Origin of the sequence: Pseudoalteromonas sp. H105 (genome assembly GCF_001469215.1) — a bacterium.
Classification (GTDB): domain Bacteria; phylum Pseudomonadota; class Gammaproteobacteria; order Enterobacterales; family Alteromonadaceae; genus Pseudoalteromonas.
On the sequence record NZ_LOFH01000010.1, the window covers coordinates 130,230 to 152,915 of the forward strand.

Below are 22,686 nucleotides of genomic sequence, written 5' to 3' on the forward strand. Positions count from 1 at the left end.
TCAACTTGCCATGTACGCTTAGATTTACCTTGGCAACATATGAAAAGCGCTCATTTCTGCTCTAGTAGCATAAATGCCACAAGCTATAATACATTTGAGCCTTTATTCATCGATAACAGATAAACCAGCATTAGCAAATTTCTAATGCTGGTTAAAGAATTAGAACTCTTCCCATTCATCCGATGAATCAGCAAAATCATTGCCCCGAGGTGCACTACGAATGTTACTGCTGTGCCCTTTCGGTGTTTCAATAACCGATGTTGCCGTTATCGTTGACGACTCTTGTTGATTTAAAGAAAAGAAATTTAACAAGCGACGCATATCATTCGCCTGCTCTGCCATAGACTCTCCAGCGGCAGATGCCTCTTCGACTAGCGCCGCATTTTGCTGTGTCATTTCGTCCATTTGAGATATGGCTTTATTGACTTGCTCAATACCTGAACTTTGCTCTTCTGATGCTTGCGCAATATCAGAAATCATCTCTGTCACTTTCTGAACAGAACTTACAATTTCTTGCAATGTAGCGCCGGATTCATTCACCAATAATGTGCCATCCTCAACTTTGCCAACGCTATCTCTGATTAGCTCTTTAATCTCTTTAGCTGCACCTGCTGAGCGCTGTGCAAGATTTCTAACTTCACCAGCAACCACCGCAAAACCTCGCCCTTGCTCACCTGCTCGAGCCGCCTCGACAGCCGCATTCAGTGCAAGCAGATTGGTTTGGAATGCGATTTCGTCAATAACACTGATTATATCGGCAATTTTTTTACTCGATTCATTAATCGCTGACATACTCGCAACAGCGCGATTGACCACTTCACCGCCTTCTAATGCTTTATCTCTGGTCTCTTCGGCAAGTCCATTGGCCACTTTAGCGTTATCCGCATTTTGGCGAACTGTACTTGTCATTTCTTCCATGCTTGAAGCAGTTTCTTCCAACGAAGATGCTTGCTCTTCTGTACGTTGACTTAAATCCGTGTTGCCCTGTGAAATTTCTTCAGCCCCACTCGCTACCAGAGTTGCCGATGAATTAATCCGGTGCATAACCTCAGTGAGCTTATCAGCCGTTGCGTTGGCATCTTGTTTCAGCTTGTCAAAAGACCCTTGGTAGTCTTTCTCTATCCGCTTGGATAAGTCACCTGTCGCCATTGCGCTGAGCATTTGACCTGTATCTGCCACAGCGTCATCAACAATACTAACCAAACTATTCAAACCAACCGATAACCGTTTAAAAAACCCGGCTTTATCTTCTTCATTTATACGGCTGTTTAATTCGCCTGACCCTGCAGCTTTAATAAGATTGTTAATCTCTTGTTCAATTGCTACTTCGTCAGTGCGATCGACCCACTCGACAACCGTTCCTATACGTACTTTTTCTGGTGTAAAAATAGGGTTTGCAACAAGTCCAAATGTTCTACCACCCACTAAAATCTCAGCTCGGTAGGTGGTTGATAACGTATTTAACAACCCTCTTTGATGTGCAGGGTTCTTATGGAAAACATCGATGTTTTGACCCAACAACTTGCTACTATCAAAATGAGGTAAATCTTTGCGTAAGTCAGACTCAGCGGCACGCATCATATTAGTAACCGCTTCATTGAGGTAAATTATGTTGTTATCTGCATCGGCGATCATGGTGTTTGTGGCGACTCGATCTAGTGCGCGACGAACCCGTAAGTTTTCTTGCGCACTCTTTTCTTCCTCTTGCGCTTTATGTTCGCTTTCAGTGATATCCTGCCATTCAACAATCGTTCCTAATCGCTTGCCATCGTCATTTATCCAAGGCGTTGCAATCAGCTCAAAAATCAGCCCCGCTAACGTCAATCGAGCATGATGAGGTTGCTTTAATTCTTTTAAAAGGTGGCGTTGGTGAGATGCCTGCTTGTGAAAATCATCAACACATGTGCCTATTAAATTAGCCACAGAGAAATTCGGCAGCACTGTTTTTAATTCTGCTTCTCTGGCAGTGAGCATTTTTTTAACTTCTTCATTCACAAATATGATTTTGAGATCATTGTCGGCAATCATTACATTAGCTTGGCATACTTTTAAAGCACTTGCTAAATCAGCACTAACACGCGCTTTTTCAGATATTGCTTTTTGCTCAGAAATATCGCTTGCATATTTAATAACCTTAACCGGATTACCTTTTTGGTCAAAAATAGGGTTGTATGATGCTTGAATCCAGACTTTATTCCCCCCTTTTCCAACACGAAGGTATTCGCCTGAGTCAAAGTTGCCACTTCCTAGTTTTTGCCAAAATTTTTGATACTCCTCTGATTTGGCATAGTCGGGGTCAACAAATAAGCTATGATGCTTCCCCTGTATTTCTGAAAAACTATAACCTACGGTTGCTAAAAAGTTCTCATTAGCAGAAATAATCGTGCCATCAAGATTAAACTCAATGACCGCTTGTGATTTATTAATGGCATTAACCTTACTCGCAGCGTCAATTGTTTCTTTTTTAAGAACCGTGATATCGGATGAAAACTGAACTATTTTTGTAATGTTCCCCTGTTCATCTATCACAGGGCTGTAGCTGGCCTGTAACCACACTTCTTGTTCATCATTAGCCAAAAAGCTAAACTCTCCGCTAATTGATTCACCACTTTTCACTCGTTGCCAAAGCGCTTTTGTTTGATTCTCTTTATTTTCACTGGCTACCACAAACATACTATGGTTACGCCCCTGAACCTCTTCTAGGCGATAACCCATAATATCTAAAAAGTTATTATTTGCTGTTATCACTGTGCCGTTTGGCTCGAACTCAACAACAGCCAATGATTTTTTTAATGCAGCTATCACTAAATCACTTTCTGATTTTGGCTGCTTTGAATTACTAAACCACCCCATGCCCATCACCTTTTATTTCACTCATTAACTGAAATGAATATTCAAATATCCATCGTTTTTTTCAGATCCAATAACGCAACCATCTTTTCACCAACATTAACCAGTCCTGCCACAAACTCTGAGTTATCTGAATCTGAAAATGTCGGAACCATTTTTGCGTTTTTTTCAATAATGCTATAAACATCAGATACCGCATCAACTGCCATACCCATTATTTTTGTTTTTTGTCCCAAATCGACTTTTATAACTATCACTACAGTCAGTGCACCATATTCTATTTTTGGTAAACCAAATCGTAGCCGCAAATCTAAAATTGGTACGATAGTCCCGCGAATATTTATGACTCCTTGCACATAATTAGGGGCATTTGGAATAACAGTGATCTCTTCCCAACTTCGGATTTCTTTCACCGTTAAGATATCAACGCCGTACTCTTCCTCAGCCATAATGAAGGTTAAAAACTGTCTAACACCTTGCTCTTCCTCAAGAGTCAAATTACTGTTTAATTCACTTAGCAAAGCGCTCATGACGCCTCCAGATTAGCTTGTGATTCAATAATTAACTCTTGGCTACCGGGTTTTCTAAGCCCTGATAATTTGATTAACCCACTGATATCGACAATGAGAGACACTCTTCCATCTCCTAGAATTGTAGCGCCTGATACACCATCTACTTTTTGATAGTTAGCTTCTAAGCTTTTGATCACAACTTGTTGTTGAGACAGTAAATCATCGACTAAGAGTCCAATTTTTTGATTATCACTTTCTACGACGACTAATAACGTCTTATCAAGTGTTTCAATTGCCCCTTGATGTTTAAAAATGTTGTACAGTCGTAAAATGGGTATGTACTCATCTCGCAACCTTAGTACATCAAGGTCTTTACCTACTCGACTCACTTTTGTAACATCAATCTGTAACGACTCAACAATCGAAATAAGCGGGATAATATAAGTATGCTTCGCCACTTTGACGAGCTGTCCATCTAATATTGCAAGTGTTAGCGGTAATCGAATAGTAAATGTTGACCCAACGCCTGGTGCAGAAGCGACCTCCACTGAGCCATTAAGTGACTCTATATTTCGCCTCACAACATCCATACCTACCCCGCGACCTGACAAATCACTCACCGCGTCGGCAGTTGAAAATCCGGCCATAAAAATAAGCTCATTAATTTCTTTATCTGATAATTCGTCAGTGTCAGATATCACGCCATTTGCAATAGCTTTTTCTTTAATTTTTTGCGTGTTAAGCCCTTGCCCATCATCCATTATCTCAATAACGATATTGCCTCCTTGATGGAATGCATTTAGCGTTACAACACCAACGGGGTCTTTTCCTGCAGCGATTCTCTGATCAACGGTTTCTAATCCATGGTCCAGCGAGTTTCTTACTAGATGCACCATAGGATCTGATATTTTTTCCATCACGGTTTTATCGAGTTCTGTTTGCTCCCCCAATAATTTCAACTCAACTTGTTTGTTCAGCTTTTGTGAAATATCTCTGACCAATCGAGGGAACCGGCTAAAAACAAAACTGATTGGCAACATTCGAATGCTCATCACACTCTCTTGAAGGTCTCGCGTATTGTGGGCCAACTGTGCCAGCCCTTCTTGCAATGAGGCAAACGTTGTTTCTGTGATTTCATGCTCACCAAGCTGACTTAACATCGCTTGTGTGATAACAAGCTCTCCCACCATATTAATGAGCGAATCAACCTTATCAATCCCCACCCTGATAGAGGTAGATTCTGAAGATGATGATCCTGAGCTTTGCGCTTTTGTTGGTGTGCTTGTCGCTAGTTTAGCAGCAGCTATTGGGGTTTTAACCTCTGCTTGAGACTCTTCTTTATGATCGCTTTTAACTGGACTGTCGTCTAAATCTTCAAACAAGCCTCCACATAGACTGATCGTAATATCTGCATCATCTTCCACCCACTCAAAGACTTCTTTTATTGCAGCCTCTGGTTTTTCAGTATTAAGGAAAAAGCGCCATGATAAGTAGCAATCATCAGGTGCAAGCTCTTTAATGTCAGGTACTTCGTTGTGAAAAACGACTACGTCTAAGTCACCCAGTTCGGCTAATTCACTCACCATATAGAGTGGTTCATTACCTGTTTTAAATAAGTGGTGATGTGGCTTAAAGTCAATTTGGAACGTATTTAACTCTGCGTGCGGCTCAGAACTATTCGTTGATTCATCATTTTCACTTTCATCCATTTCAAGAATATGTTCGAACTTTTTGCGTAGTGCTATAGACTCGCTTAGATCAGGCTCTTGCTCAGCTTGCAAAGCACTTAATAATGCTCTGAGACAATCGATAGATTTAAGTAATAAATTAACGTGCTCAGCAAGAAGAGGGCGAGAACCATCTCGAATTTGATCTAACAGCGTTTCTAATACATGTGTGAAGTCTGCAACCGAGTTAAAACCAAATGTACCGCTGCCCCCTTTAATTGAATGCGCAGCACGAAATATTGTGTTTATTGTTTCTGAATCTTCTTCGCCGGGAACTAAATTTAGTAATTCTGCTTCCATGGCATCCAAGCCTTCGAAGCTTTCTTCAAAAAAAACTTCAAAAAATTGACTTAAATCTATACTCATGCCCCGCTCCCTAGATTAGCGAATCACTTTTTTTAAAACTGCTAATAGTTGCTCAGGGTTAAAAGGTTTGACTATCCAACCTGTCGCGCCAGCAGCCTTGCCTTCTACTTTTTTATCCATTCCTGATTCTGTAGTCAGCATTAATAGAGGCGTAAATTTATAATTCGGGAGGGTACGTAATTCGCGTATCAAAGTAATACCATCCATTACGGGCATATTTACATCCGAAATAACGGCATCAAAACCCTGCTGCTTAGCAATACTCAAAGCTTCGCTTCCATCTTTCGCTTCTGTCACATCAAATCCGGCCTTTTTCAATGTAAAGCCAACCATTTGACGCATCGACGCAGAGTCATCCACAGCTAAAATTCTTTTCATATAAACCTCTTAATCTGCATTATCGAGTACTAAATATTCACTTAAACCCAACTGGGTAATAACACTTTTTAGCGCATCACTTTGGCCAACCCAAATAATTTTATGCTGCACTGAAAGTAGATGTTTTTGTAAAGAACAAAGTAATTGAACTGACGCTGTATCGGCACGAGTAACATCGCTTATATCTAAACAAACATCATCATTGCCGCTTAATTCATTTAAAAAATCTTGGTGTAAGATTTCAACTTGGTTAATCGCTAATTCCGCTGGAAGTTTGATCATATACTTTGTGCTTTACGTGTTTTACTAATTCATTACAAAAGCTTAGACGGACTTACTGAAAATGCCATAAATGTATCGAAAAAAGAGTAAATTAGTTTTCCAACCGCCTGAAAAAAAAAAGGAGCTGTTCGCTCCTTTTCTATTTTATACGCCCAATTTGTCGCGTGTTTATTCGTAATAATCTGCAATTATTTTAAATTCATTGAGCATTTTTTTAGTGTTTATCAGTGGCACACTGCCAGGCTTAAACTCAGGTTTGAAAATTGCTCTCACAGCTCCTTTTGAATCTACCAATGCCACTGATGCACTATGATCAACTGCGTACTCTTGCTCTGTACTGTCGCTGATAGCATAAATAAGCCCAAGCTCTCGTACAAACGGAAATAGCGCTTTATGCTCCCCTGATACGGCTAAAAATTGAGGATTAAAATAGTCTATATAGGCTTTTCTTTTCTCGGCAGTATCACGTTTTGGGTCAACCGATAAAAACCATATTTGCAATGCGTATTGGTCACTCAGTGATTTATGGACTGCGTTTAACTTTGCCAACGTGAGTGGGCAAATATCTGGGCAACTTGTATACCCCAAGAAAACGAGGTTCCATTGACCTTCAAAATTAGCGTTTGTCACTTCACTATTGTGTTGATCATTTAATGAAAATTCACTCAGCGGTTTTGCATTTTCATACACTAACGCATCTACATCTGGCTTGGTCTTATCATTACAGCCTGCCAATAATAAAACACTTAAAACCATTGTTATTGATAGACCAAATCTCATTACCCATATTTTCATATAACTAGCCATTTATCAGCAAATAAGGCTATGAAGAGTAACATTAAATGGATAATTGAAAAACGAAATAGATCCATCGCAGTGCCTTCTTCAGGGGCCACTTTTAATTTAATTGCTTTGTAAATGAAGACTGCGTTTAATAAACTCGAAGCAGCTAAGTAAATTTCCCCAGACATACCTATCAAATAAGGTAATACACACACTAATGCTAATAAAATAGAATAAGCGATGACACATGTTTTACTAAATTCAATACCATGTGTAACAGGAAGCATAGGAATTTTAGCGCGTTCATAATCACTTTTTCGTGCAATGGCTAATGCCCAAAAATGAGGCGGCGTCCAAGTGAAAATAATCATGACTAATAACCAAGGAGCAGCAGCCATTTGACCCGTTTCAGACACCCAACCTAATAAAGGCGGCATTGCACCAGCAAGCCCACCAATAACAATATTTTGTGGCGTAGCTCGCTTTAAAAACGACGTATAAATAAAGGCATAGCCCACCAGCGCAAAGAGTGTTAAAACCGCAGTAAGCATATTTGCCCAAATAACCAGCATGACAAAACCGCTCACGCCAATCAGGGCCGCAAAAGTAAGTGCATGTCGCTTCGATAAACGGCCCTTCGCCACTGGGCGATGACGCGTACGTGCCATTTTGCTATCTATTTCACTATCAACTACATGGTTTATTACGGCAGCAGCAGCTGACAATAGGCCAATAGCCAATAAACTTATAAATTGTACAACGACTCCTCGCCCAACATCAGGGGCAAGCGCCAAACCCACCCAAGCTGTTAGCACCAGCATTGCGACCACTTTAAATTTACTGATCGCCAAATAATCTTTCAATAAATCAGACAGTTGATGAGGTGTGACTTTTATTATTGTTAATGATTGTGCCATTACAGCCTCCTAGCTACGTGCTTTTAAATAGAAACATAAACGAATAAGCGTCATTAACAGTATGGCAGCCATTAAATTATGTGCCAGCGCTACCCCTAATGGAAAATGCCAATGCACCACAGCCAGCCCTAAACTTATTTGACACACTAATGCAATAAGCACAGTGACCGTGCAATGTTTAATTTTTGCTGATAAGGCATGGCTATAAATTCGCCACATTATGAGCGCAAGCACAACACAGGTAACTAAAGCCCAAATTCGGTGTAACAAATGAATCGACATCCTTGCTTGTTGCGACAGCACACCATATTCATATGTGCTATGTTCTAACGGAAGTTGAAACACACTACTCAAAGAAAAGGGTTGTCCGTAACTACATAATGGTAATCCGTTGCAATGTGGTGCTGCATAATTTGCCGCCAACCAACCCCCTAATGCGATTTGAATAACCAAAACAACCAATGCGACTAGACTTAAATTAAAATGACGCCGTGCAGGGGCATCACCCCCTTCTATGTGCTTTGCAGTTAGCCTTAAATACAGCAAAGCGACCAACGACAAAATACTAAACCCGCCTAATAAATGGCCCATTACAATAAGGGGCTGCAGATTCATCGTGACAGTCCACATGCCTAACGCTGCTTGAAATATCACTAACACTAATAAAAAAAACGGTAATTTTACGGGAGATTGTGAATGCTTGCGTTGAATGAACGCGACAATAAACAGCACTAGAATCAATACCCCTAAACTGCCAGCAAAGTAGCGATGGATCATTTCTTTCCATGCTTTTGCTGTTTCGAACATCATATCTGGGTAAGTTTGTTCAACATACGCTAAATCTGCTTCATGCTTTGGTACTGTTAAAAAGCCATAGCAGCCAGGCCAATCAGGGCACCCCAATCCTGCATCACTTAAGCGCGTATAAGCGCCTAACCCAACAACCACAATAGATAAAAAGAAGGTTGCTACCACTAAGTTTTTATAATTTTTATACATAATCAGCCCCTTTTAATGGCATTAGCTTGAGCGCGAATAATTAAGTAGTTTTTTTAAGTCTTTTAGTAGCCCCTTTTGTGTTAAACGATTTTGTTGTGGTTCTTGCTTATATGGGTAGTGCAAAACAACTAATCCCATGTGATCAATTAGATATAAGCTTGCAGGCTCAAGCTGATCTGTTTCTGCCAATTGACGCCATGGTGTTGCTGTTTCTCTTGGCTCTCCTAAGATCACCATGTCTACTTTGCCTTGATTTTTTCCCAGTGCGACATATAAGTTATCCAGTGCATTTAATTGCTCCGCACATGCTTGCGAACATTGCTTTGGGTGATTAAGTGCAATTGTCCATTGCTTATGCTCTGATTCTTGCCACTCTTTTAGCTTTATTTCAGTTTTTAAAAACTCACCATTGTTACTAATCGCTGGAGTGATCCACTCAAATTTCAGTGATAAATACGCCATGATTAGAGGCACCAAACAACACCCTATAAATATGATCATCGGTTTATTTTTCATTTTAAATCCTTCTTTTTACTTGCAAATACAGCAACCCCAATACACGCTAAACCAATTAACAACCACTGCACTGCATAGCCATAGTGTTTTTGCGGGCTCATTACAACAGCTTGGTAATGCGGTATACCAAGATCATCTCCTGCGCCTTGCCGATAGCCAATATAATCAGCCATCAATGTTCCTGTTTGTTTAGAAAAAGCTTCTAAATCAATATTTTGAATTCGCTTAGGCCAACCATCGGATTGAGCTGTATCACTGTTTTCTAATGTAAAGCCTGAGAGCTGTCCCTGCTTTAATTGTACTGTCATTTCAATAGGCTGCTTTGGTAGATTAATGGTTGGAAGCTGTTGACGTGTGAGTGGCGCTTTTACCCACCCTAAGTTTGCAACAATGGGGATTTTACTGCCTGTTGGTGTGAATAAAGTGAGCACATCGTAGCCAACTTGCCCTTGATATATTTGATTATCCAACAACCAATAATACTGACCTTCGACCTGGCCTCTAAAAGTGACTTTTATACCAGTTTTATCCCAAGTAACTGGTAACGCTTGCACTTGAGACCATTGCATAACCCCCTGGTCTTGCACACTCTCAATATGTGCAAGCTGCAACGCTTTTGCCTCTGCACGCTGTATTTGCCAATAACTCAAACGCAAACAAACGAATACCACAACTAACACCACGCAAACGATGAAAATTGAGCTAAGCTTTTGTTTACGCCATAAAACTAACTGCATAAAGGTGAACCCAGTGATTATAAAAATTATTATTGTACTGTTGTTATTGTTTATACTTTTTAACTTATTTCGTGCGCTGTTTATTATGGTCTCTGGCCGTGATAAAGGACGGCCTATGTCTCATTATTTAGGCCGTCGCGTGTTGTTCTCAGTCGTAGTACTTATTGTTGTCATTACTGCGTTTAAACTGGGTTATATCAACCCGAATGTAAACCCTACAACACATATACAAACACAAATAAACACAACCAAACCACATCAACAAAATGCCAGTACCAAGCAGCAGCTTGAAAAGCAAAATGCTTTTTGGGGCTAAAATGGCCTTTTAAGATTCTAAAGAATACAACAAGTAAAATAATTGTACCCAATGTCACATGCATGCCATGAAACCCGGTCAACAAGAAGAATGTATTGCCATAAACACCCGAATCTAAGGTTAATCCTAAATCTTGATAAGCATGGATATACTCTTCAACCTGTAAGCCTAAAAACACAACCCCAAGTAAAATAGTGGCACCCAAAAACACTTTTAAGGGACCTCGTTTATTGTTTTCCATTGCCACATGGGCAAAATGCAGCGTCACAGATGAGATGAGCAGTATGACTGTATTTATTAAAGGTAGGCCAAGCCACCCCATTGCTTGTGTTGTATCACCCCCAGGTGTAGTCACTAATGGCCATACCGCTTCAAATGTTGGCCATAGCACTTCATTTGTCATCGCATTGTTACCTGCGCCCCCTAACCAAGGAACAGATATCATTCGGGCATAGAATAATGCACCAAAGAAAGCCATGAAAAACATTACCTCAGAGAAGATAAACCAGCTCATGCCTTGGCGGAAAGATCGGTCCATCTGGGCTGAATACAAACCTTGATGCGACTCTTCAATCACATTTTTAAACCAGCTAAATAGCATATAAAGTAAAATAGCAATCCCGCCATACAATATATAATGCCCATTACCGCCTTCCTCACTTGCTTGCATGACGGTTAGCGCAGCACCTACAGCGATTAAAAACATCGCGACAGCACCTACTATTGGCCAAGGACTTTGATCAGGTACATAGTACTTTTCGTAATTTTGATTCATCTTACTTGCTCCTAATTACTAGCCAAAAATTGACTACTAATATCAAACACGGTGTACGACAAAGTTAACTCTTCAACATCACTTGGTAACTCAGTATCGACATAAAAAAGGAGTTTAAACTCAACCTCTTCTCCCGCTTTTAGTGGTTGTTGGTCAAAACAAAAACACGCCATTTTATGAAGGTACTTAGCAGCTTTTCCCGGTGACACAGAGGGAACAGCCTGCATAACTTTGTCTTGGTTGCTGAGGTTTTTTGCCTTAAACAATACTTCTCTCATTGCACCAGGTTTTACCACCACACTGTATTCATCTGACTTCACTTCAAATGGCGCGCCACTTTGAGCATGTGTTGTAAAGCTCACATCGACTTCGCGATTATCAGTAATGGTGTTACTTTGCTGTGCTTGCTCTAGAGAGGGCTTACCATTTAAGCCTGTAATATCGCAAAAAACATCGTATAAAGGCACCAAAGCAAAAGCGAAAGCAAACATGCCTATGCATATTAATACCAGTCGTTTAAGCAAAGGCGCATGCGTCATTATTTAATCTCCGGCGGTGTTTCGAATGTATGGTACGGCGCAGGCGATGCAACTTCCCATTCCAACCCTTCAGCACCATCCCATACTTTTGCTGGTACCTTTTCACCACCTTTCGCGCACTTATAAACCACAACAACAAATAGTAATTGTGACAACCCAAAGGCAAAGCCACCAATACTAATAATTGCGTTAAAGTCAGCAAATTGCAGCGCATAGTCAGGGATCCGCCTTGGCATACCAGCCAGTCCAACAAAATGCATTGGGAAGAACAGCACGTTTACACTCACCAAAGATAGCCAAAAGTGCCACTTAGCTAAGGTGATATTAAACATATTACCCGTCCATTTGGGCAGCCAATAATATGCACCTGCCATTATCGAGAATACGGCACCAGTTACTAATACATAATGAAAATGTGCCACCACAAAGTACGTGTCGTGATACTGAAAATCGGCAGGTGTAATCGCGAGCATAAGACCTGAGAAGCCACCTAGAGTAAACAGCACAATAAACGCAATACTAAACAACATGGGTACTTCAAAACTAATAGATCCTCGCCACATTGTGGCTACCCAGTTAAACACTTTTACCCCAGTAGGCACCGATATCAACATAGTGGCATACATAAAGAAAAGTTCAGCTGCGACGGGCATCCCTGTTGTAAACATATGGTGGGCCCAAACGATAAAGCTCAGTAGCGCAATCGAGGAGGTTGCATACACCATAGAAGCATAGCCAAAGAGCTTTTTACGAGAGAAGGTGGGCACTATCGTCGAAATAATGCCAAATGCAGGCAATATCATGATGTACACCTCCGGGTGTCCGAAGAACCAGAAAATATGTTGAAACATAACCGGATCCCCCCCACCAGCAGCATCGAAAAAGCTGGTTGCGAAGTATTTATCAGTTAATACCATGGTGACCGCACCGGCTAACACGGGCATTACTGCTATCAATAAAAACGCTGTGATCAACCACGTCCAAACAAATAACGGGAGTTTCATCCACGTCATACCAGGCGCACGCATATTAACGATAGTTACAACCACATTAATTGCACCCATAATGGAGCTAATGCCCATGATATGAACCGCAAACACAAATAAAGCGGTATTATCATTGCTGTACGTTGTGGAAAGCGGCGCATAGAATGTCCACCCAAATGCAGGGCCACCACCTGGCATAAACAACGATGCTAACAAAATCAAAAACGCAAAGGGTAAAATCCAAAAGCTCCAGTTATTCATTCTGGGTAGAGCCATATCCGGCGCACCAATCATTAAAGGCACCATCCAGTTTGCCAATCCAGTAAATGCTGGCATCACCGCACCAAACACCATAATTAAACCATGAACCGTGGTCATTTGATTAAAAAAGTGAGGATCGACTAACTGCAACCCTGGCTGAAATAATTCAGCACGGATCACCATTGCCATAGCACCACCAATTAAAAACATGGTGAGTGAAAATATTAAATATAAACTACCAATGTCTTTATGGTTAGTGGTGAACAACCAACGTTTAATGCCTTTTGCCGGGTGGTGATGCCCCGCATCATGATGCGTAGCGTCGTTATTATGTTCGTCTGTTATGCTACTCATTGTTTAGCCTCCGCAGTTTCATCAATCCACGCCTGAATATCACTCGGCTGAACTACTTCACCTGTATTGTTACCCCACGCATTACGCTTGTAGGTAATAACAGCGGCAAGCTGTTTAATTGATAATTGCTTTACAAATGCCTGCATGGCCGTACCCGGGCTACCTTGAACAACAATATCGATGTGATCTTTAATATCCCCTAACACGATAGGGCTTCCCTTTAGAGCAGGAAAAACACCCGGTAATCCCATGCCTGTGGGTTGATGACAGGCAGCACAACTAGCCATATAGACTTGCTCTCCCAATACCATAAGCTCTTCTTTTGGCAGAGTTTGATCAAGTAAGGCAGCATCAGCCGCTGCGGCTTGTTGCTTGGCTTGTTTTGCATTAGCTAACCAGGCTACAAAATCCTGTTCTGATTTCGCTTCAACAACAACAGGCATAAAGCCGTGGTCTTTACCGCAAAGTTCAGCACATTGACCTCGGTAAATACCTTCTTCATTAATTCGTGTCCAGGTCTCATTAATAAAGCCGGGGTTGGCATCCTTTTTAACCGCAAAATCTGGCACCCACCATGAGTGAATTACGTCATCTGAGGTCATTAAAAAACGGATTTTTTTATTAATTGGAAGCACTAAAGGTTTATCAACCTCGAGTAAGTAGGTATCTGTTTTTTCAGCTTGATTCGCTATTTGGTCACTAGGTGTTGATAGAATGGAATAAAAGTCCACATCCTCTCCCATGTATTCATAGTGCCATTTCCACTGCGACCCGGTCACTTTGATAGTTATGTCAGCTTTACTGGCATCTTCCATAGCGATTAAAGTTTTAGTGGCGGGAACAGCCATGGCGATAAGAATGACAAAAGGAATTGCCGTCCAAAGTATTTCGACTTTTGTACTTTCGTGAAATTGGGCAGGTACAGCCCCTTTCGATTTACGGTGATGTATTAATGCCCAAAACATAACGGCAAATACAATCACCCCAATCACACAACATATAATAAAAATAGTCATGTGCAGTTGATAAACATTATTACTTATATCGGTGACACCTTCGCGCATATTAAATTGGCTGTTTGCCAATAATTGCTGCGGAAGCATTAATAATATAAGCCACAAGGTAGAGCTCAATTTACCCATGTGACAGCTCCTTTTGATGCTATTGCAAGACGCAAAGCGAAGAGGCGGCACTGCTTTATTCGCGCCAATTCGTTATTTTTTTATTGTTACTGGTTATATTTTTGCCTTCAGACGCAATAACGTAAAAGATCACTAATTAACACAGCGTATTAACCAATTAGTTAAAAAATAAACAATTAGCAAGTTTTTAAGTAAATAAAATTCTATTTTGGTGCAAAAATAACAATGCTAAATCAGAGCGTTATTTTGTTTTGCGGGAATATTCTAAGCGCCTGAAACTGGCGGATAACGAGGTATAATAAGGCTTAAGAAGCTATATAGAAGTGTGTAATACTGCGGCTAACGTTGCTATAAAAAATATAAGCACCAAATATCACTCATTTGGTGCACCGAGTTGGCAGTAAATAAACTATTAGGAATAAAAACATGGCTTAACTTACGTTATATAAACTTATAACAACCAATCTTACATCCAGTCTGCGTTTCGAATTACGCCCACTGCTAATCCTTCAATATTAAATGACTCATGCTCGAGGTCGACCTCAATTGCAGTAAACTCATCATTTTCAGCATGTAAGAGAACTTTTTTCCCTGCTTTTTCAATGCGTTTAACTGTTACATCATCATCAACACGCGCAACAACCACTTGGCCATTTTCAGCAACCTGCGTTCGATGAACTGCTAGTAGATCACCATCCATAATACCAATATCTTTCATACTCATACCTTGTACGCGCAATAAAAAATCAGCAGCTGGCTTGAACATTAATGGATCTACTTGGCAATGGCTTTCAACATGTTGCTCAGCTAAGATGGGTTCACCCGCAGCTACTCGACCAATCAAAGGCAACCCTAACTGTTCTGGCTCGTCTTCTTCAACCAGCTGAATACCACGGCTCGCGCCTGGCTTCATTTTAATCACACCCTTTTTAGCAAGTGCTTTTAAATGCTCTTCAGCTGCATTGGCACTTTTAAACCCCAAGGTCTGAGCAATTTCAGCACGCGTAGGCGGCATCCCTGTATCTTTTATAAATACTTTAATGAGTTCGAGAATTTGAGCTTGGCGGTTCGTTAATGGGCGCATACAACTGGTTTTCCATACAGTACATTTAACTGTGAGTATATACAGTTATATAAAAATCGCAAATGTTTAATTATTCATAGTTTATGCAGTCACAACCTCGTGTTAACCAGTAAACTGGCACACCTTGGTCTACTTAAAGACCCTATCGATTAATCTAAACTGACCTTTAATGTCCCCCTTCACTAAATCAATCTGATTCATTGATAAATACCATGCGCTTGAGAATAGCGATACCGTCTGGCAAGTTGCGTGGCTTCCAAGTCTTAACTTTGCCTACGCATTGAGCTATATAAGGGCCATAGATCCAATACACATACAAATAGTGTTATTATTTTTATTTATCATGTGCCAAACCTAACGAAGCGAACATTTTAACGCTTAAAATGTACGACTCTGCAGAGGAGTGTTTAACCGTACGGGCTAAACCCACAATATATAAAAGAAGGAAATCTCATGAGTATTTGGTATAAACCAATCACCCTAGCGCAATGTAAGGAACTTGACCAAGGCATAAAGGGTCAAGGCACATTAATGAAAACAATGGGCATAGAAATCACAGAGATTGGCGACGACTACCTAGTGGCTGCGATGCCTGCCACTCCGGCACACCACAACCCTATTGGGATGGTGCATGGGGGAGCAAATGTTGTGCTTGCAGAAACAGTGGCCAGTTATGCTGCCAACTTTGTTATTGATTTCACTAAGTTCTACTGTGTTGGCCAAGAAATAAATGCCAACCATTTAAAAGCATCTCGTAATGGCGTGCTTACGGCAGTAGCAAAACCTATACACATAGGGAAACGGACATCAGTGTGGGAAATTAAGATAACAAATAGTCGAGGCGAGCTCTGCTGCGTATCAAGGATGACCGCAGCCGTGGTTGAGCGTAAAAATTAACTTCCCATTGGATAAATTGTAATTTCTACACCGGCACCGATAGCAGATATTCGCAGTAACGTATCGGCTTGAAGTGCTTGATTAAAACATTTTGGCGAAGTACCCGACTCAAAACCAATATCAAACGTGCGTCGAGAGCATGATAACCATTGCTTTAATGCATTACGTGAGCATGATTCAATTAACTCACACAAATGATTTATAGCTTTATCTGGCGAAGATACGTCAAGGTTCGCTTCTATACGTGCTAATTGGCGATATTCATCTTTATCATAGTGTAAAACAGTGGCAATTTTTTTTAGGTCAGCCACTAATGAACTAATATCTTGTTTAGACTCAAGCTCTAGATCTACATTTAAAAATTGAATTTCCGACATGCTATTGTTTTACCCCACGTTAATTACAACGCAAACTTTAACCTAAATTTGCATTTATACCAAACTCTATCCCTTGTAAATTCACCTATTACTTTACTCGGCTTTGCCAAACTGTTTTCTGTATTTACTGCGACAATTTGTCACATGGTCAAACACAGTATATTTTGTAAAATACGGCGCAAAAAATAATAATAATCGAGTTATCAATGAATAAACGTATTTTCAAGCACGCTCGTCAATGTCATAAATGGCTTGGCTACCTACTTGCTTTGCAAATTTTTGCATGGCTGCTCGGTGGTTTAGTCATGAGCGCTATTCCGCTTGAAAAAGTTCACGGAAAGCACCTAGCAACTCGCGTTATTGATAGCCCATTTACTCAAGCGGACTATCCTGCCTCTCTGGACAGTATCGTAGCGCAAGTTTCACAACCTAAACAGATTACCTATTCTCACTTTTTGAACTCCCCGATAATCACACTAAAAACTGATATAAAAGAGCATCATTTTGATGGGTTAACAGGACAACCATTTAGTAACCCCAACAAAATACAAATTGCCGAAAATGCAAAAGCACACCTGTTAATTGATGCTGAAATTAGTACGATAACTCAACTTGAAACCGGGCCTCGAGAAATTGGCTACAAAAAAGATATATGGCAAGTTAAGTTTAACGATACTTTTAATACAACACTCTATTTATGGGCAGATAGTGGTAAAGTAATTACTGTTCGCAGCACAATATGGCGCATTTTTGACTTTTTTTGGATGTTACACATCATGGATTATGATGAGCGCGAAGACTTTAATAACCCATTATTAATTAGCTTTTCAGCAACGAGTGTCTTATTTTGTGTAACAGGCATTATTTTACTGTTTCAAAATATGCGTTTACGCAAGCGAAGAAATAAAAAGTTCATTCCTGATGCGCGAGCCTGACGCTCTTCGCAATTCCCTTACTCACTCCAGTAAGCTAAGACATGGCACAATACCTGACTTTGCAGCACCTGTAGCACTACAATTGTTTACATTGTATGCACATTTTTTATTGCCTAAAGCGACGCATATTGATACTTTCAAAACAAGTATTTACAGGAACGTAACTAAGTATGTTTAATAAAAAAAGACTCTCTACAGCTATTCTCATTGCTTTTTCTGGCCTTGCAATTACAGCATGTGGAGGCGGCGGTAGCTTAAACAAGGACTCAAATAAAGATTCAACAAGTGTTGTAACACAACCTCCACAAACCAATGAAGTAACGTGGGTTGCGGGTGAGTTTAAAGCATCAAGTACATTTAAAAATCAATGTGATGTGCCACGAACGGGCAACGATCCATACAATAATAACCAGCCATACCCAGACACTGCTGGCTCAACATTGACAGAAAAAATGTGGCTGCGCTCTTGGAGTGATGAAACATACCTGTGGTATGACGAAATCACAGACAAAAACCCTGAAAGCTTTGATACTGTTGCGGCGTATTTTGCACAATTAAAAACAGAGCAAACCACTGATTCAGGCGCTAAGAAAGATAACTTTCATTACAGTGAACCCACTGAAGACTTTTTTAAAGAAGCACAATCAGGTGTTGTATCAGGTTACGGCATTAACTGGTCATTTATTGCAAACACGCCGCCAAGAGTGTTAAGAGTTGCCTACCTTGAAGATAATTCACCGGCACAGAATGCGGGAATACAACGTGGCGATACCATACTAACTGTTGATGATGTAAGCATAGATACAAACACTCAAGCTGGCATTGAAACACTTAACAGTGTTTTATTTTCGCCAGCGGCTGGTGAAGCACACAACTTTAAAGTACGCAGCAATGACGGGACTGAAAAATCAATCACGATAACTGCGGGTAATATTGCAAAAACCCCAGTGCAAAATGTGAATACATTTGTAACACAAAACAATACACGTGTTGGTTATATGCAGTTCAACAGTCATATCAGTGTTGCTCAAGAAGGCCTAATCGATGCTGTTAATAAGTTTAAAGCTGATCAAGTCGACGAATTAGTCATCGATTTTAGATACAACGGCGGGGGTTTATTGGCTCTCTCTTCGCAGTTAGCCTACATGGTTGCAGGCCCTGCAAACACGGATGATTTTTACTATTATCAAACGATTCAAAATGACAAGCTTCCTGAAGAGGTACCACTGCCATTCATTAACCAAGAAGTTGATTACTCAACGTTTGAAGGTAAACAAATACTTCTACCTGACTTAAATCTATCAAAAGTCTATGTTCTTAGTACATCTGGTACTTGTTCTGCATCTGAAGCCTTTATTAATGGTTTGAAAGGAATAGATGTTGAGGTGGTATTAATTGGCGACACAACGTGCGGTAAACCGTATGGTTTTACACCTACGCATAACTGTGCAACCACTTACTATACTATTCAGTTTAGCGGCGCTAACTACAAAGGTTTTGGTGAATATTCTGACGGTTTAACACCGACTCCTACGCCGCAGTTTTCTGCTGATGTGAAAGGCTGCCCTATTGCAGATGACTTCGATCATCAATTAGGTGACACAAGCGAAGCATTACTATCAACGGCGATATACCACATTACAAATGACAGCTGTCCTGAAGTACCGCAAAATGTTAAACAACAACCTGCCAGCTATGCACCAAACAATGAAACTGGTTTCTCACTTGAGGTACCCCAATCCCTTTACAACACAAATATGGATTTAACATGGCCAAGTAAAGGAGATATAAATGACTAAATACTTATTAAGCGCTGTTTGCGCAGTCATACTAACAGGCTGCAATAGCACGCAAGCAGTACAGCCTCAAGATGCAACCTTAACGCGAGTTAACCCGGGCGTTGTAACACAACTCCAACAAGCAATTCAAACTGCAAAAGGTGGTCCTTTAGTGACTCTTGCGGATGATGTATTTACTAAAAGCGCACAGCTTTTGATAGATCACGGCACGACTAAAGGCCCTGATGGCATGCCTATTATGGGCGCACATAACATCCCTTCAGAAAAGTTTGTCTTGCAAAAATCAGGGGAGCAATGCTTTTTATTTTACCCTAAAAAACAACTGAGTATTCCACTTAGCAATGTCGAATGTGAAGTTATTTAAAACCAAAAAGGCGCATTAAGCGCCTTTTTGCTATAAGCGGATTAAAGCGCTTGGTGTGGACCAAACACCTCGTAATGTATGCGCTCAGCATCAACGTTTAAAGCAAGCAACTGTTGCTTAATTGCTGCCATAAAACCTGTTGGGCCACATAGGTAAAAATCGCCTTCTAGCAATGGAAGTTGATCTGCAACAGTGCTTATATTCATTAACCCTCTGAACACTTCATCCTTAGTTTCTTTATTATACCAAGTGTAATGCTTTAAAGAGGAATGCACGGCAGCAAGATCTGTTAAATAATCGGCAAACGCATGATGCTCTGCATTTTCACAGGCGTGTAAATAAAAGGTGTTTGGGCTCACTTCATCCTGTAATAATGTTTGCAGCATCGCGAGCATTGGAGTTTGACCAACACCAGCCGAAATTAGCACTGTTGGTTTTTTACTGCCTTTTGAAAAGAAATCACCAGCTGGCGGAAACAGCTCTACAGTATTACCCACATCAAGTGAGTGTAAGTAGTTGGAAACAATGCCAGGACCCGGTAAGCGTTCTTTTTTCACACTGATACGGTAGTTTTTACCATTACTTTTTTGAGAAATAGAATACTGCCTAATTTCATTATATTGCATGTCATTAGGTTTAACTTTAATACCTAAATACTGCCCAGGTTTATGAGTTATTACCGCCTTGTTATCAATCGGCGCAAGTATAAAGCTGGTGACTAACGCAGACTCAATGTGTTTTTCTTTAATAAAAAATGGACGTGTACCTGACCAGCCTCCATGTTTGATTTTACTGTGCTCGTAAAGCGCGGCCTCTTCGGTTATACAAATATCAGCAAGTAAAGCATACGCCTCGCGCCAAGCGTACTCTACTTCAGCGGTGAACTGCTCAGGTAATAGCTCTTTTAAGGTGCCAATCAAATGCCCACCCACAATGGGGTAGTGCTCAGGCAGGATATGCATGCTGGCATGTTTATGATTTATTCGCGCAAGGGCTTCTTTTAACACATCCAAATTATCAATATGTTGTGCATACGCTGCTAACGCATTAAATAACGCAAACTGCTGACGGCCACTACGTTGATTGGCCATATTAAAAATATGCTGCAACTCAGGGTTATGACTAAATAGCCGATTATAAAAATGTTCTGTCACAACTGTCCCTGCTTGGGCCAGTAAAGGCGCTGTACTTTTTACAATCGAAATGGTTTTTTCAGATAACATACTACGTTTCCTAATAACTTAAAAAAATTAACCCCGACGCCCATCAACACGACGCCGCGTCAAAATAGGTGTGAAATGGAGCAAGAACAGTAAAAATGCCACCAGCCAACATAATGCGCTAAGCTGCCACGCAGTAGATGAGCCAATGACGGTGGGAAGTAATGAACGAGTTATCGCCGCAATAATCATTAAAATGAACGCAGCCGATATAGCGTGTGGAACACAAAGAGAACGGCCTGTATGACCCAGTGATACACGACTCATCATGGCTAAAATCATCAGGCTAATCGTGCCGATAGTGATCATATGCAGCGCGTCGCTAAATAAGATAATTGAACTGAAAAAGCTCAGGGCAACCAAGGTTAAACCTACACCCAAAGCAAAATAAGACACATGCAGTGACCACAATAGTGGCACTGTAAATACCTTCTTATTCCACCATATAAAGGAGCGAGTTAAGTGCAAAACAGCCACGACGCTCATTATCCAACCGGGGTTTAAACTGCGCACAAATACCTGACTAATGAAAAAAGCAGAGACACCCAGCACCGCGCAATACAGCAATATTTTATCTAATCGGGGCGAGCGCACTTGCTCGCTGAGCTCTAAGCCTCGTGCTGTAAAAAAGGGCACAACACGCCCGGCAATGACCCCAACTAATATCGTCATTACTAAGATCGCGGTATCAACGATTGATAATGCCAAGGCACTCTTTTGTAAATTGACTAACCATAGATAGGAAATATTTAAAGCTGCTAGCGCACTGAGCATAAATAGGAATACATAGTTATTGTTACTTTTAGCCGCAATCAGCATATTGGCTAAAACGATAATAGCGCCAAGCCACCATAAAAACTGTAATCCAATCACCAGATATACATTAATATCGCTAACACTTGGAATTGAGAAGAAAAATGCACCGCGCGCTGTTAACCAAATCAAGGTTAACCCCATCAAACGCCATCCACTGATACTAGGCACGCCAGTCCAGGTTTGAGCCGCGGTTAATAAAAAACCTACAGCAACAAAACCTGCAAAACCAAACATCATTTCATGAGCGTGCCAGAGTGTTGCAGGCATACTTAACTGCCAATTTGCATACCCAGTTAAAATAAGTAACCAATAGCCAATAGAAAAAAGGGCAAGCAAGCCCGCACCTAAAAAAGCAGGGCGAAAAGCGAGGTTCCAGATTGGCCATTGACTAATTTGATAAAAACGTACATTTTCAGCCGCCGGCTCAGTTAAATTTATTGGGCGCATTAGCGTACCTCTCTACCTAAGCTACTTAATGCAATACAGCGCAACACATAACTAATTTTTAAAATAGTCGCTGCGATAATAGTGGAAATATGCGCCACTATTTGCAGCTTAATTGAAAGCAAATCAGCCAACGGGTAACTAAATAAAACAGTCACTCCAAGGGACAGGCAACTCAGTAAAAGCGCCCAGTTAGCGCCTCTTAATAAACGCAGGTAAAAATCAGTATCTGTGGCTAAGTTGCTGCAAACAGTGTTGTAGTAAGACATAAATCACCCTATACATTATGGATATACACCTTGTATTGCAC

Annotated in this window: 24 protein-coding genes; 5 read left to right on the forward strand and 19 right to left on the reverse strand. The window is 40.7% G+C overall.

Going from position 1 to position 22,686, the window contains the following annotated elements:
- Positions 1-159: 159 nt before the first annotated feature.
- The 10 genes from ATS75_RS16105 to ATS75_RS16150 form a co-directional block, all read right to left on the reverse strand.
- Positions 160-2,853, reverse strand: coding sequence for a methyl-accepting chemotaxis protein (locus tag ATS75_RS16105; RefSeq protein ID WP_058561439.1), 2,694 nt, complete (start codon positions 2,851-2,853; stop codon positions 160-162).
- 41 nt (positions 2,854-2,894) lie between these two features.
- A complete protein-coding gene (locus tag ATS75_RS16110; protein WP_058561440.1) occupies positions 2,895-3,380 on the reverse strand; it encodes a chemotaxis protein CheW in 486 nt (161 codons plus the stop codon).
- On the reverse strand, positions 3,377-5,455 hold the full coding sequence (locus ATS75_RS16115) for a chemotaxis protein CheA (RefSeq protein ID WP_058561441.1): 2,079 nt from the start codon (positions 5,453-5,455) through the stop codon (positions 3,377-3,379). The genes ATS75_RS16110 and ATS75_RS16115 overlap by 4 nt, the downstream gene beginning before the upstream one ends.
- A 15-nt stretch (positions 5,456-5,470) precedes the next feature.
- Positions 5,471-5,833: a response regulator gene (locus tag ATS75_RS16120; protein ID WP_058561442.1), complete on the reverse strand. Its 363-nt coding sequence runs from the start codon at positions 5,831-5,833 to the stop codon at positions 5,471-5,473.
- Positions 5,834-5,842: 9 nt separating this feature from the next.
- A complete protein-coding gene (locus tag ATS75_RS16125) occupies positions 5,843-6,115 on the reverse strand; it encodes a lipid asymmetry maintenance protein MlaB (RefSeq protein WP_058561443.1) in 273 nt (90 codons plus the stop codon).
- Between the two features lie 168 nt (positions 6,116-6,283).
- On the reverse strand, positions 6,284-6,871 hold the full coding sequence (locus ATS75_RS16130) for an SCO family protein (RefSeq protein WP_414858293.1): 588 nt from the start codon (positions 6,869-6,871) through the stop codon (positions 6,284-6,286).
- A gap of 35 nt (positions 6,872-6,906) precedes the next feature.
- The gene (gene cyoE / locus ATS75_RS16135; protein WP_058561445.1) at positions 6,907-7,815 is read right to left on the reverse strand and encodes a heme o synthase; all 909 of its coding nucleotides are present in this window, start codon (positions 7,813-7,815) and stop codon (positions 6,907-6,909) included.
- A gap of 9 nt (positions 7,816-7,824) precedes the next feature.
- Positions 7,825-8,814: a COX15/CtaA family protein gene (locus ATS75_RS16140; protein ID WP_058561446.1), complete on the reverse strand. Its 990-nt coding sequence runs from the start codon at positions 8,812-8,814 to the stop codon at positions 7,825-7,827.
- A 21-nt stretch (positions 8,815-8,835) separates the two neighbouring features.
- Complete coding sequence (locus tag ATS75_RS16145; RefSeq protein ID WP_058561447.1) at positions 8,836-9,330, reverse strand: hypothetical protein; 495 nt, start codon at positions 9,328-9,330, stop codon at positions 8,836-8,838.
- Positions 9,327-10,067: an SURF1 family protein gene (locus tag ATS75_RS16150; RefSeq protein ID WP_058561448.1), complete on the reverse strand. Its 741-nt coding sequence runs from the start codon at positions 10,065-10,067 to the stop codon at positions 9,327-9,329. The genes ATS75_RS16145 and ATS75_RS16150 overlap by 4 nt, the downstream gene beginning before the upstream one ends.
- Between ATS75_RS16150 and ATS75_RS20790 the strand changes: the two genes are divergently transcribed.
- Complete coding sequence (locus ATS75_RS20790) at positions 10,021-10,383, forward strand: DUF2909 domain-containing protein (RefSeq protein ID WP_321164316.1); 363 nt, start codon at positions 10,021-10,023, stop codon at positions 10,381-10,383. The two genes, ATS75_RS16150 and ATS75_RS20790, sit on opposite strands and share 47 nt — an antisense overlap.
- On the opposite strand, the gene ATS75_RS16155 is transcribed toward ATS75_RS20790, so the two are convergent.
- From ATS75_RS16155 to lexA, 5 genes are all read right to left on the reverse strand, one after another.
- Positions 10,283-11,158, reverse strand: a complete 876-nt coding sequence (locus ATS75_RS16155; RefSeq protein WP_058561449.1) for a cytochrome c oxidase subunit 3 — start codon at positions 11,156-11,158, stop codon at positions 10,283-10,285. The two genes, ATS75_RS20790 and ATS75_RS16155, sit on opposite strands and share 101 nt — an antisense overlap.
- A gap of 11 nt (positions 11,159-11,169) precedes the next feature.
- Entirely contained in the window at positions 11,170-11,697 is a 528-nt protein-coding gene (locus ATS75_RS16160; protein ID WP_058561450.1) for a cytochrome c oxidase assembly protein, read from the reverse strand.
- Entirely contained in the window at positions 11,697-13,298 is a 1,602-nt protein-coding gene (gene ctaD / locus ATS75_RS16165; protein WP_058561451.1) for a cytochrome c oxidase subunit I, read from the reverse strand. Before ctaD ends, ATS75_RS16160 begins: the two co-directional genes overlap by 1 nt.
- Positions 13,295-14,440: a cytochrome c oxidase subunit II gene (coxB, locus tag ATS75_RS16170; RefSeq protein ID WP_058561452.1), complete on the reverse strand. Its 1,146-nt coding sequence runs from the start codon at positions 14,438-14,440 to the stop codon at positions 13,295-13,297. Before coxB ends, ctaD begins: the two co-directional genes overlap by 4 nt.
- Before the next feature lie 466 nt (positions 14,441-14,906).
- The gene (gene lexA / locus ATS75_RS16175) at positions 14,907-15,524 is read right to left on the reverse strand and encodes a transcriptional repressor LexA (protein WP_058561453.1); all 618 of its coding nucleotides are present in this window, start codon (positions 15,522-15,524) and stop codon (positions 14,907-14,909) included.
- 453 nt (positions 15,525-15,977) lie between these two features.
- On the opposite strand from lexA, the gene ATS75_RS16180 reads away from it, so the two are divergent.
- Positions 15,978-16,421: a PaaI family thioesterase gene (locus ATS75_RS16180; RefSeq protein ID WP_058561454.1), complete on the forward strand. Its 444-nt coding sequence runs from the start codon at positions 15,978-15,980 to the stop codon at positions 16,419-16,421.
- On the opposite strand, the gene ATS75_RS16185 is transcribed toward ATS75_RS16180, so the two are convergent.
- Positions 16,418-16,798, reverse strand: a complete 381-nt coding sequence (locus ATS75_RS16185) for a hypothetical protein (protein ID WP_058561455.1) — start codon at positions 16,796-16,798, stop codon at positions 16,418-16,420. The genes ATS75_RS16180 and ATS75_RS16185 overlap by 4 nt on opposite strands.
- Before the next feature lie 206 nt (positions 16,799-17,004).
- Here ATS75_RS16185 and ATS75_RS16190 point away from each other — a divergent pair, with 206 nt between their 5' ends.
- From ATS75_RS16190 to ATS75_RS16200, 3 genes are all read left to right on the forward strand, one after another.
- Positions 17,005-17,733: a hypothetical protein gene (locus ATS75_RS16190; RefSeq protein ID WP_058561456.1), complete on the forward strand. Its 729-nt coding sequence runs from the start codon at positions 17,005-17,007 to the stop codon at positions 17,731-17,733.
- 170 nt (positions 17,734-17,903) lie between these two features.
- Positions 17,904-19,532 (forward strand): S41 family peptidase, encoded by a 1,629-nt coding sequence (locus ATS75_RS16195; RefSeq protein WP_058561457.1) that lies wholly within the window; start codon positions 17,904-17,906, stop codon positions 19,530-19,532.
- Positions 19,525-19,896 carry a hypothetical protein gene (locus ATS75_RS16200; protein WP_058561458.1) on the forward strand — a complete coding sequence of 124 codons (372 nt, stop codon included), beginning with the start codon at positions 19,525-19,527 and terminating at the stop codon, positions 19,894-19,896. The genes ATS75_RS16195 and ATS75_RS16200 overlap by 8 nt, the downstream gene beginning before the upstream one ends.
- A 41-nt stretch (positions 19,897-19,937) precedes the next feature.
- On the opposite strand, the gene hmpA is transcribed toward ATS75_RS16200, so the two are convergent.
- From hmpA to ATS75_RS16215, 3 genes are read right to left on the reverse strand one after another with little or no spacing between them, the layout of a single operon-like run.
- Positions 19,938-21,119 carry an NO-inducible flavohemoprotein gene (gene hmpA / locus ATS75_RS16205; protein ID WP_058561459.1) on the reverse strand — a complete coding sequence of 394 codons (1,182 nt, stop codon included), beginning with the start codon at positions 21,117-21,119 and terminating at the stop codon, positions 19,938-19,940.
- A gap of 27 nt (positions 21,120-21,146) precedes the next feature.
- Positions 21,147-22,379: an NnrS family protein gene (locus ATS75_RS16210; protein ID WP_058561460.1), complete on the reverse strand. Its 1,233-nt coding sequence runs from the start codon at positions 22,377-22,379 to the stop codon at positions 21,147-21,149.
- Complete coding sequence (locus ATS75_RS16215) at positions 22,379-22,645, reverse strand: hypothetical protein (protein WP_058561461.1); 267 nt, start codon at positions 22,643-22,645, stop codon at positions 22,379-22,381. The genes ATS75_RS16210 and ATS75_RS16215 overlap by 1 nt, the downstream gene beginning before the upstream one ends.
- Between the last annotated feature and the right edge of the window lie 41 nt (positions 22,646-22,686).

Bases quoted from the DNA above. Each gene is read 5' to 3' on its own strand.
- ATS75_RS20790 (WP_321164316.1), top strand. From the start codon at position 10,021: ATGAAAATTGAGCTAAGCTTTTGTTTACGCCATAAAACTAACTGCATA.
- ATS75_RS16185 (WP_058561455.1), bottom strand. From the start codon at position 16,798: ATGTCGGAAATTCAATTTTTAAATGTAGATCTAGAGCTTGAGTCTAAA.
- ATS75_RS16155 (WP_058561449.1), bottom strand. From the start codon at position 11,158: ATGAATCAAAATTACGAAAAGTACTATGTACCTGATCAAAGTCCTTGG.
- ATS75_RS16125 (WP_058561443.1), bottom strand. From the start codon at position 6,115: ATGATCAAACTTCCAGCGGAATTAGCGATTAACCAAGTTGAAATCTTA.
- ATS75_RS16200 (WP_058561458.1), top strand. From the start codon at position 19,525: ATGACTAAATACTTATTAAGCGCTGTTTGCGCAGTCATACTAACAGGC.
- ATS75_RS16215 (WP_058561461.1), bottom strand. From the start codon at position 22,645: ATGTCTTACTACAACACTGTTTGCAGCAACTTAGCCACAGATACTGAT.
- ATS75_RS16120 (WP_058561442.1), bottom strand. From the start codon at position 5,833: ATGAAAAGAATTTTAGCTGTGGATGACTCTGCGTCGATGCGTCAAATG.
- ATS75_RS16180 (WP_058561454.1), top strand. From the start codon at position 15,978: ATGAGTATTTGGTATAAACCAATCACCCTAGCGCAATGTAAGGAACTT.
- ATS75_RS16140 (WP_058561446.1), bottom strand. From the start codon at position 8,814: ATGTATAAAAATTATAAAAACTTAGTGGTAGCAACCTTCTTTTTATCT.
- ATS75_RS16110 (WP_058561440.1), bottom strand. From the start codon at position 3,380: ATGAGCGCTTTGCTAAGTGAATTAAACAGTAATTTGACTCTTGAGGAA.
- ATS75_RS16190 (WP_058561456.1), top strand. From the start codon at position 17,005: ATGAATAAACGTATTTTCAAGCACGCTCGTCAATGTCATAAATGGCTT.
- ATS75_RS16115 (WP_058561441.1), bottom strand. From the start codon at position 5,455: ATGAGTATAGATTTAAGTCAATTTTTTGAAGTTTTTTTTGAAGAAAGC.
- ctaD (WP_058561451.1), bottom strand. From the start codon at position 13,298: ATGAGTAGCATAACAGACGAACATAATAACGACGCTACGCATCATGAT.
- hmpA (WP_058561459.1), bottom strand. From the start codon at position 21,119: ATGTTATCTGAAAAAACCATTTCGATTGTAAAAAGTACAGCGCCTTTA.
- ATS75_RS16160 (WP_058561450.1), bottom strand. From the start codon at position 11,697: ATGACGCATGCGCCTTTGCTTAAACGACTGGTATTAATATGCATAGGC.
- ATS75_RS16130 (WP_414858293.1), bottom strand. From the start codon at position 6,871: ATGGTTTTAAGTGTTTTATTATTGGCAGGCTGTAATGATAAGACCAAG.
- ATS75_RS16195 (WP_058561457.1), top strand. From the start codon at position 17,904: ATGTTTAATAAAAAAAGACTCTCTACAGCTATTCTCATTGCTTTTTCT.
- ATS75_RS16150 (WP_058561448.1), bottom strand. From the start codon at position 10,067: ATGCAGTTAGTTTTATGGCGTAAACAAAAGCTTAGCTCAATTTTCATC.
- ATS75_RS16105 (WP_058561439.1), bottom strand. From the start codon at position 2,853: ATGGGGTGGTTTAGTAATTCAAAGCAGCCAAAATCAGAAAGTGATTTA.
- coxB (WP_058561452.1), bottom strand. From the start codon at position 14,440: ATGGGTAAATTGAGCTCTACCTTGTGGCTTATATTATTAATGCTTCCG.
- lexA (WP_058561453.1), bottom strand. From the start codon at position 15,524: ATGCGCCCATTAACGAACCGCCAAGCTCAAATTCTCGAACTCATTAAA.
- cyoE (WP_058561445.1), bottom strand. From the start codon at position 7,815: ATGGCACAATCATTAACAATAATAAAAGTCACACCTCATCAACTGTCT.
- ATS75_RS16210 (WP_058561460.1), bottom strand. From the start codon at position 22,379: ATGCGCCCAATAAATTTAACTGAGCCGGCGGCTGAAAATGTACGTTTT.
- ATS75_RS16145 (WP_058561447.1), bottom strand. From the start codon at position 9,330: ATGAAAAATAAACCGATGATCATATTTATAGGGTGTTGTTTGGTGCCT.